Genomic DNA, 10,109 nt, shown 5'->3' with positions numbered 1-10,109 from the left:
ATTATTACAATCATGAAAGACCACATCAAGGTATTGATGGAAAAAAGCCAATCGAAATGATAAATCCGTTACCGAAATAAGTGACTTTTACAATTCCGAGGAACGAGGAATCTCCGCAAGTAACTCCGCAACGAGAGTCCAATCTTTGTAGAGCTTCTCGCGGAGATTCCTCGTTCCTCGGAATGACAAGATTGTGTTTAAAAAAAGCTTAGTGACTTAGAATCTTAGCAACTTAGTACCTTAATTTATATCGTCTTAATCGCCATAATTTTCTCCTCAAAAGTATCTTTAAAATCAGATTTGCTTTTAATTCTGGTTTTGTAGGTGTAGATTGTAGCCACAGAAAGTTCTAAGAATTCGGCCATTTGGCTGCTGTCTTGAATTCCTAATCGGTACAGCGCAAAAATCCTCAATTCAGTATTTAGAAGTTCTCCTTTTTTGACAATACATTTATGATCATTAGGAAACAAATGATTAAAATCAGTCACAAAAGTTGGGAACAGTTTAAGGAAAATTTCGTCGAATTGATGAAACAGATTTTCACGTTCTTCCTTGACATTATAACGTTTTAAACTTGCAATAACTTCGTCTGTTTTTTTAGTAATAATTTTATGAAGCGTGCTTTTTTGAATGTGGTCAATCTTATTAATGAATGCCGAAGTGGCTTTAATAAAATACGTAATATACTCTTCCTTAATAGCATTTGCTTCACTCAAACTGATGTTCATTTCTTGAAGTTGCGCATACGAAGAAGCCATTATTTTTCTGGCTTTGTTTCTTTCTTTTAATTGTTTGAAAATAATAATCGAAAACAAGACAATTATAAATGTCAATATAGTAAGCAGAATAATGATTTTTTCCAGCTTATCATTTTTGTCTTTTACGTTATTTAATTGTGCTTTTTCAATAATGGGCAAAATAGACGAAATCTCAATTTTTCGATGTCTGGCGTTGTAAAAAGTCGCGTCGTCCATCGCAATATTGATGTATTCATTGGCTTTGTCCAAATAACCCATTTTAAAAAGCTCATTGGCTAAATTCCTCAGCGCTACAGTTTCTTTAGTTGCATTTTTGACATCGGCAATAGCGGCAAGCGCGAGATACTGAATGGCTTTTTTAGTATAACCTCTCTCTGAATAAATATAACCAAGACTAGAAGTCGCAATACCATAATAATCAGGAGGAAGGTTGTAATTATTAATCCAATAACTAAATGCAAATTCGGCACCGCGCCAGTCTTGTTGTTTTAGTCTTTTTAAGCTTTCGGCTGCCCAATATTCATTTGTATTAGTTCCAATTAATTCCAGAGCCTTTTTTAGGAAATGATTTCCTTGCTGGACGTAATGAATATTAAAGCGCTGATCTTTATTGTAATCGGCTAGATCATAATACGCTCGGGCTTTGATGTTATAATATTCAAATTTGTTTTTTATATCCAGCTTTTGGTCATCGATAACATTTAAAGTGTCAATGGCTTCTTTAAACAAGCCAGATGACAAGAGCACGAAACCTTCTTTAATTCGGCTTTTAGCCAAATATTTTGGGTCTTTTAAAACGATCGCTTTGATTTTTGCTTCTTCTAAATAATAATAAGCCGAGTCGTATTTAAACGATTTATATTCATCAAACAACGACATATACGTATTATATAGTTGTTCATTGTTTTGACTGACCGTAAATTTTGAAACATTTCTTTTTAAAGCTTCAATTTTTCGATATTTCTGTTTTAAATAAATATCTTTTTTAAGAAGCACTTTATCTAATTCCTCTAAAACAGGATTTGTCTCTTTCGCAGTTAGAGAAAAACCCGCAATAAAAAAACATAGAATGAAAATTCTTTGCATGGTTTTGTTTTGGTTTAGGGTAAAAAAATCTTTTTTGGTTTATCGAGTTAATTCGTTTTCAATATGGGATAAGCTTGAGTGCTGCTGATTAAAAGCGCTTTCAGAATTTTGGAACTTCCTTTAAATAAAAGCTTTAAAAGCAAGTTCTGAATTCAAAAATAAGATATAAATGTTAAAAGCGATCTAATTATTTGCAATTATACAATAAAAACCAGTTATATATATGCATAGTGAAAAAAATATCCACTTTAATTTTCATATTGTCATATTTACCATTAAATAAGTAGGCATTTTCATCTAAACAGCATCTTGATTTTTTGAATTATAAAAATAACATAAATTATTGATTTTCAATTAATTGTGCGTAAAAACCTTTCGATTTTATCTTGATTTTTCTCAGATATTTTTTTTTAGATTTATTTAACATCTAGTTTCGTTCTGTCTTTTATGAGACAGAAAAACTAACAAACAAACCACAAATTTATGAGATGTAAAAGTATTTATTGGTTAGCTGTTGTTATGTGTTTAATGGCCACTGGCTGTGATAATACCGACGACGGAAGCTACGTTGATCCGATTACCCTTTATGAGAAACTAAATGGAAATTGGGGATTAACAAACTTGAAAATGGTTGATGAGGTTGCAAAAGCAAACAAGATCGAACCAAACGAAGAAAACTTGAGTACGTACTTTAATTACGAGGATTTTAAAATTAAATTCAATGTAGATGAAAAGAACCAGCCAACAAGTTATGAAGTAACAGGAAATGTTCCTCCTTTATTTGCACCAAAAGGCTATTGGGCATTAAGTTCAGATTTTCAGCCAACTAATTTGGGTGCAACAAAAATCTACTTATTCAGTGATGCTCAAAAAACTCAAAAAACAGATGAGTTAAAATTATCATCAGTTCCAGGAAGCAATGAAGAATTAGAATTTCAATTAATTCATTCCTCTGGAGGATCTGCATTTGTGTCTTACGTGTTTAAATTAAATGCTATTAATTAAAAAGTAATATGAAAAAATTTATATATACAATTTTACTTGCCCTTTTGATGGCTCCTAATTTTATTCAGGCACAAGAAGCCGCTGGAGCTGTAGGCAGTATGTCATCTTATCCTGTAGTGTACAAATATGATGAAAAAGTGACTTGGTATTTTGATCTTTCGGGAACAACATTTGCAGAGACTGAAGATCTTTATATCTGGATTTGGTCGCCATCTGAACCAGATGCAGGACATTGGGAAAATTCTTCTGATTTTGCAAAACTTAAATATGAAGGAAATAAAATTTGGAGTTTTACTTTAACGCCAACACTTTATTTTTCTAAAACTCCAGATGAAATTGCTGCAAGCGCAGGATTTTGGTTTCGTTTGAAAAACAAAAACGGATCAAAACAAAGTGATGTTGCCAATATGCCTTACACTGATTTTTCTTCTTTTTATACTGCAAATGAGTTAATCAGATCCTATCCAACAAAACCTTTAATTGATAAACCGGTAAGTATTTTATTCAATTCTAATTTAAAAGATGGTTTTGTAGGTGTTCCTAGCGTTCATTTTCATAGCGGATTAAACAATTGGGCTGTTTTGCAGGAATATCAAGCATGGCTTCCAGATGTATCTGAAAAAACAAAATTGAAAGATCTTGGAAATGGTTTTTATAGAATGGATTTGATTCCACAGCAATACTACAATCCCCCAGCAGGTTTTGTTATGGAAAATATTACTTTCCTGATGGTAGCAAAAGATTGGACGACTAATTCAGGAGACCAAATTATTTATGCGGGTGAATTTATTCCGCCACCACCGCCAAGTTTCAGTTTTTTCCCAACGGTTATCAGCCAGAAAGATTTTCTTGGAATGTCTAGAAAAAACAATGAAGCGGGTGTAAATAAACTTATTTATACGATCACGGCTGGAAGTAAAATAATATCTGGTGAGTTTTCTGGAGGAACAGCTGAGATAAAAGGATTTGTCAATTTAGTTTCAGAATTAAATGGTGTTCAAGGTTTAAATGAGATTCATGTTTTGGTAAAAGACAACAAAGACAAAACAATCTCTGACACCAAAATTCCGCTTAAAACTTTGGACAAATAATTCACTATCAAATTAAAACATCAATTCTAATGAAATGAGCATAACCCTAAAATTGGTCGTTGAACCAATAATGTATATGCGAATTACATATGACTGATAAAAAACAATAAATAACTTCATATGAATAGTAAAAATAAAAAAATAGTCCTGCATCAAATGTGGACTACTAAAACTTCAGTATTCATGATTTTCATGCTTTTTCTTTCGGCAGGAATGTTTGCTCAAGAAAAAAAGCAGGTATCAGGTACTGTTTATGACAATACAGGCACTGTATTGCCGGGAGCTTCGGTAATTGAGGTGGGTACAAAAAACGCCACCACAACAGATTTTGACGGAAAATTCGCTTTGATGGTAGCCGTAGGAGGTTCGATTGAAGTTTCTTTTATTGGATCAGCAACTCAGAAAGTTCAAATTACTTCGGCATCAAAAAATATTGAGGTGCGTCTGCAAAACGACGGTTATCAATTAGCTGAGGTTCAGGTTGTAGCCGTTGGTTATGGAACTCAAAAGAAATCAGATTTAACTGGAGCTATTTCAACCGTAAAAGCAGATGATTTAGTAAAAGGAACAATTTCATCTACAGAGCAGGTTTTGCAAGGGAAAGTTGCAGGTTTAAATGTTATTCGTCCTTCTGGTGATCCAGCAGCGGGCTCAACTTTGCGTCTTCGTGGTGGAACATCATTAACTGCAAGCAACAACCCATTAATTGTAGTTGACGGAATTGCTGGTGTTGATATCAACGTAGTACAACCTTCAGATATTAAAACGGTTGACGTTTTAAAAGATGCTTCGGCAACTGCTATTTATGGTTCAAGAGGAGCAAATGGAGTTATCATTATTACAACAAAATCAGGTACAAAAGGAGTTTCTGTTGTGTACAGCGGTATGTCAAGCATTGGTTATGTGACCGATAATTTAGATCTTTTGTCAGCAAATCAATGGAGAAATTATGTTCGTCAAACTAATAGTGCAGATGCTGTTGATTATGGTGCAAATACAAATTGGCAAAAAGCAATTGAGCAGACAGCCATTTCGCAATCACATACTTTGACGATTAATTCTGGTAAAACCGACAGTGGTTTCAGAACGTCACTTTCGTATTTAAATAACGAAGGAGTTATTAAAGAGTCAGGTTTAGAAAGACTTAGCGGAAACATTAGTGCTTATCAATATCTTGGTGACAATAAAGATGTAAAATTTGACATGGGATTATTTGCTAATATCGATAAATGGCACCCAGTTGATTACAGAATTTTTGAATATGCTTATAACCTGAATCCAACAATTCCGGTTTATACACCAACAGGCGAATTTTCATCTGTAGCCCTTAACCAGTACTTCAATCCAGTTGAACTTTTAACAAACAGAACGGTTGATAATGAGAGACACAGACTTCTAGGTTATTTTAAAACTGAAGTTAAATTTTTGAATGATTTCTTGGCTGTTGCCAATATTTCTTTAGAACATAATGCGGTTCAGGCAAGTACTTACAAACCGAGCTATGCAGTTTTAGAAGGAGCTACTGAAGGTGGTTATGGACAAAAAACATATGGTGAATACACAAATGCACAAGGCGAACTTTATGTAAATTATACTAAAGTAATTGATAAACACAATATCAGCGCATTGGCAGGATATTCTTATTTAGAGAATATTTACGAAGGTTTTGGAGCTCAGAGAAGCGGTTTTGTAACAGATGCTTTCAGCTATAACAATTTAGGTGCAGGTTACAAATATCGTTTAGGTGATGTTTATTCGTATAAAGGAAAATCAAATTTGGTTTCATTTTATGCTCGTGCCAATTATGCTTATGACGGTAAATATTTGCTGACTGCAACGGTAAGAAGAGACGGTTCAAGCCGTTTTGGAGAAAATAATAAATGGGGAACTTTCCCATCAGCTTCTGTGGCTTGGAAAATTTCAAATGAAGGATTTATGGATGGTACAAAAGGCTGGCTTGATAACTTAAAATTGAGAGTGGGTTATGGTGTAACGGGTAATCAAGACGGAATTGGAGAGTATAAATCACTTTCGATTTTAGGAGTTGGAAACGACAGTTACTACGATCCTGTTACAGGAACTTGGAGTTTGGCTTATTCGCCACAACAAAATCCAAATCCTGATTTGAAATGGGAATCAACGAAGCAATTAAACATTGGTTTTGATTTCACGCTTTTCAACAGAATTTCAGGTTCATTTGAATGGTATTCTAAAAATACAGACGATTTATTATACACTTACGAAGTGCCTCAGCCTCCTTATTTAGTTGGAACTATGCTGGCAAACGTTGGTGAAATGTCAAACAAAGGAGTTGAACTTACTTTGAATGCTGACATTATCAAAGGGCCGAAATTCAATTGGAATGCTAATTTGACACTTGGGCACAACATCCAAAAAATCGAAAAACTTTCGAATCCAACTTATAAAACTGATGTTATTTACAGCGGTTCGCTGCATGGTTTAGCAGGTATGTCTGGACAATATTCTCAAATTATTGCTGAGGGTTATCCTGTTGGAACTTTCTGGGGATTCAGAAATGCGGGACTTGATCAAGATGGCAAAATACAGTACTACAATGCTGCAGGTGATATTGTTGCAGAAAGCGCTTTAGTAGATGATGATAAAACAGATTTAGGAAATATTCAGCCAGATTTGACATTGGGTATCGGAATGAATTTTACATACGGAAATTTTGATCTTGGAATCAGCGGTTACGGAATGTTTGGTCAAAAAGCATTAAATGCAACAAACATGATGCTTAATGATCCAAACAGATTGCCAGCTTACAATGTTCCAGATGATTTCTTAGGAAGCGGCATTACTTCGGCACCTAAATATTCTGATTATTGGATTGAGGATGCTTCTTTCTTTAGACTTCAAACGCTTTCTGTTGGCTATACAATGCCAATTGGATTCAAAAATTCAAAACTTAGAATTTATTTAATGGGAGAAAATCTTGCTGTGTTTACAAGTTACAAAGGTGTTGATCCAGAGATTGGCTTAAATGCTCAAAATGGTTCAGATCAGACAGGATTAGCAGCTCCGGGTATCGACAGATATAATAATTATCCTAGACCAACAACAATTTCTGTTGGATTAAATTTCTCGCTGAATAACTAAGCGAATTAACTCAAAAATAGAACAAATGAAAATCAAAATAACAGCTGCAATATTAATAAGCATGCTTTTTACGATATCATGTACAGATTTAAGTGAAGACTTATATGATAAAGTAGAAGATGGAAATTTTGGAAATACTCCAAAGGAAATTGATGCATTAGTTGGAGGGGCTTATTCTTCTCTAAGAGGATTCGCTGACGGAATATCAAACAATTACCCAACTTGCGAATATGTATTCTTTTTAACTGAAACTGTTTCTGATGAAGCTACAATTCCTACTAGAGGAACAAACTGGTACGATGGCGGGCAATATCAAGATGCACAAAAACATACTTGGAAAGCGGATAACCGAATGATTCTTTCGGCTTGGCGTTACAATTATACGGGAATTGCAAAGATCAACTCAATCATATATCAAATCGATAAATCGTCTTTGACTGATACTGCAAAAGCGCCAATTTATGCTGAATTAAAAGCTTTAAGAGCCTACTATTATTACAATCTTTTGGATTTATTCGGAAATGTGCCAATCGTAACCAATTTTGAAGACACATCACTTCCGTCAAATTCTACAAGAAAACAAGTTTATGATTTTGTTGAAAAAGAATTGACAGATGCTCTTCCGCACTTAAATTCAAATGTGGTGTATTCTAAAATGACAAAAAATGTAGCATATTCTTTATTGGCTAGATTGTATTTAAATTCTGAAGCTTTTATAGGAACTGCACGTTGGCAGGATTGTCTTAACATGTGCCAAAAGATTTCGGGCTACTCTTTGACGCCAGATTTCTTTGCCAATTTTGCTACAGAAAATCAAAAATCACCTGAAATCATTTTTGCAATTCCGTACGATTCAAAAGCTGGAACGGTAGGAAATTACATGAATTCAATGTCTTGTCATTACTTGCATAAATTGACTGTTTCTGCAACTGCCGATTATCCTTGGAGTGCAAACGGAATGTGTGCGCAGCCAGGAGTATTCTCTGCTTTTGCTGATACTGACAAAAGAAAAAAATGTATGGTTGCCGGAGATCAAATTAATAAAGCTACCGGACAAGTTATCATTATGGATAATGGTGAAAAGTTGACGTATACTGAAGAAGTTACTAGTGTTGCTGATGCTAAAGAAAATCAAGGTGTTCGTTTAGGCAAATACGAAATGAAAGAAGGAGAAACTTGGGAACGCGATCACGATTTAGTTGTAATTCGTTATGCCGAAATTTTAATGATGCAGGCAGAATGCTACGTTCGTTTAGGTTCTCCTGATTTGGCAAAACCATTCTTGCAGCAAATAACAGCTCGTGCGGGCGAAGAAATGCCAACAACAATTGATCTTCATTTTATTGATCAGGAATTGCTTAAGGAATTTACTTTTGAAGGAAGAAGAAGAACAGACAACATTCGTTTTGGAACATTCTTCTTAGCATGGTGGGAAAAAGGAACTACTGAAAAATATAGAGCAATTTTCCCTATTCCAAGTACGGTTTTAACAACAAATAAAAACCTAAAACAGAATCCTGGGTATTAGGTTATTGAATGTCAGTCTTCCATGTTGGTTAGTCGTGGAAGGCTGACATATTTTAAATCTGGATTATTCTTAGGTATAAATCATGGGAATATTATTAAACACATAGCAACATAGATTTTATGTGTAAATAAAAAATATTAAAAGAAACTTATTTCTTTCACAAAGATTGCTATGTGCATTTAAAATAAGTGAAACGCCTTTTTTTGAGTGCTAAAAGCTATGTTTCTATGTGTTTAAAAATAAAAAAACAAATTACATCAATATGAAAAGATCTATCACTTTATTGTTTTTTGGGATCGTGAATGTTTTAATCGCTGCCGGATGCGGCAGTGATGATAAAGGTCCAGATAAACCAACAGAACCCGAAACACTTGCACCTGTTGCAATTGAAAAAACAAACAGCACCAAAATTTATGTTCATTATATGCCTTGGTTTGAAACCAATGAAAGCAGTGCCGATAAAAAATGGGGATATCACTGGACTATGGCAAACAAAAATCCAAATAATATTGGAGCAAACAACCGCAGGGAAATTGCATCTTATTATTATCCGCTAATCGGGCCGTATCATTCGGGCGACAAAAATGTGATTGAAAACCATTTATTATTGATGAAATATTCAGGAATTGATGGTGTTTTAATCGATTGGTACGGCACTTATGATGTGAACGATTACCGAATGGTAAAAGAAAATACAGAGCAGTTAATCGCCATGCTGGATAAAGTTGGACTTGAATATGCGATTGTTTATGAAGACCGTGTTACAAAAAATGTTGTCGATGCAGGAAAAGCAATTTCAGTAACCAGTGCAGCAAAAACTGATTTAAGTTATATGCAGACGAATTATTTTCCAGATGCCAATTACATCAAAATAAACGGAAAACCATTATTGCTGAATTTCGGTCCAATTGTATTGCAGACTCCAGCCGAATGGACAAACGTTTTTAGTACATTGACTGCAAAACCTACTTTTCTAACGCTTTGGGATCAATCTGTTGAAGCTGGAGATAATGCTTCTGGCGAATATTCTTGGGTGTATAAAAACAGTACTTATTTGACTAATTGGTACACCAATACAAAGCCAAAACTTTCAGTTGCTGTGGGAAGCGCTTATCCTGGTTTTAAAGATTTTTATGCCGAAGGCGGAGGCGGCGCAGCAATTGGCTGGACAATCGAGCACAACAATGGAGCAACGCTTGATGAAACACTTTCTTTGGCTAAAAATGCAAACTTAAGCTATCTGCAATTAATTACATGGAATGACTTTGGCGAAGGAACTATGTTTGAGCCAACAGTTGAATTTGGTTATAATTATATCGAAAAAGTGAAAACTTTTGCTGGTGTAAAAAATACCGAATCATTTTTTGCAGACATCAGTAAACTGTATAACCTAAGAGTAGAAAAGAAAGGCAACGCCGACGCTCAGAAAAAATTAGACCAGGCTTTTAATTATTTTGTTTCGATGCAGCCCGCAAAAGCAAAACAAGTAGTAAGCGAAATAAAATAACAGTTGTAATTAAT

General features: G+C 34.4%; 6 protein-coding genes. 5 read left to right on the top strand and 1 reads right to left on the bottom strand.

Annotated elements, in window-relative coordinates; translation table 11 throughout:
- Window positions 1-245: 245 nt before the first annotated feature.
- Entirely contained in the window at window positions 246-1,844 is a 1,599-nt protein-coding gene (locus EV145_RS15305) for a DUF6377 domain-containing protein (protein ID WP_133526074.1), read from the bottom strand.
- Window positions 1,845-2,327: 483 nt separating this feature from the next.
- Between EV145_RS15305 and EV145_RS15300 the strand changes: the two genes are divergently transcribed.
- From EV145_RS15300 to EV145_RS15280, 5 genes are all read left to right on the top strand, one after another.
- Window positions 2,328-2,849, top strand: a complete 522-nt coding sequence (locus EV145_RS15300) for a DUF5004 domain-containing protein (RefSeq protein ID WP_133526073.1) — start codon at window positions 2,328-2,330, stop codon at window positions 2,847-2,849.
- Window positions 2,850-2,857: 8 nt separating this feature from the next.
- Window positions 2,858-3,940, top strand: coding sequence for a hypothetical protein (locus tag EV145_RS15295; protein WP_133526072.1), 1,083 nt, complete (start codon window positions 2,858-2,860; stop codon window positions 3,938-3,940).
- A 120-nt stretch (window positions 3,941-4,060) separates the two neighbouring features.
- Window positions 4,061-7,060, top strand: coding sequence for a SusC/RagA family TonB-linked outer membrane protein (locus tag EV145_RS15290; RefSeq protein ID WP_133526071.1), 3,000 nt, complete (start codon window positions 4,061-4,063; stop codon window positions 7,058-7,060).
- 25 nt (window positions 7,061-7,085) lie between these two features.
- Complete coding sequence (locus EV145_RS15285) at window positions 7,086-8,588, top strand: RagB/SusD family nutrient uptake outer membrane protein (RefSeq protein WP_133526070.1); 1,503 nt, start codon at window positions 7,086-7,088, stop codon at window positions 8,586-8,588.
- Window positions 8,589-8,850: 262 nt separating this feature from the next.
- Window positions 8,851-10,095 (top strand): glycoside hydrolase family 71/99-like protein, encoded by a 1,245-nt coding sequence (locus EV145_RS15280; RefSeq protein ID WP_133526069.1) that lies wholly within the window; start codon window positions 8,851-8,853, stop codon window positions 10,093-10,095.
- Window positions 10,096-10,109: the final 14 nt, after the last annotated feature.

The organism is Flavobacterium sp. 245, from assembly GCF_004362055.1.
GTDB lineage: Bacteria > Bacteroidota > Bacteroidia > Flavobacteriales > Flavobacteriaceae > Flavobacterium.
This window is presented reverse-complemented; position numbering and strand designations above follow the sequence as displayed.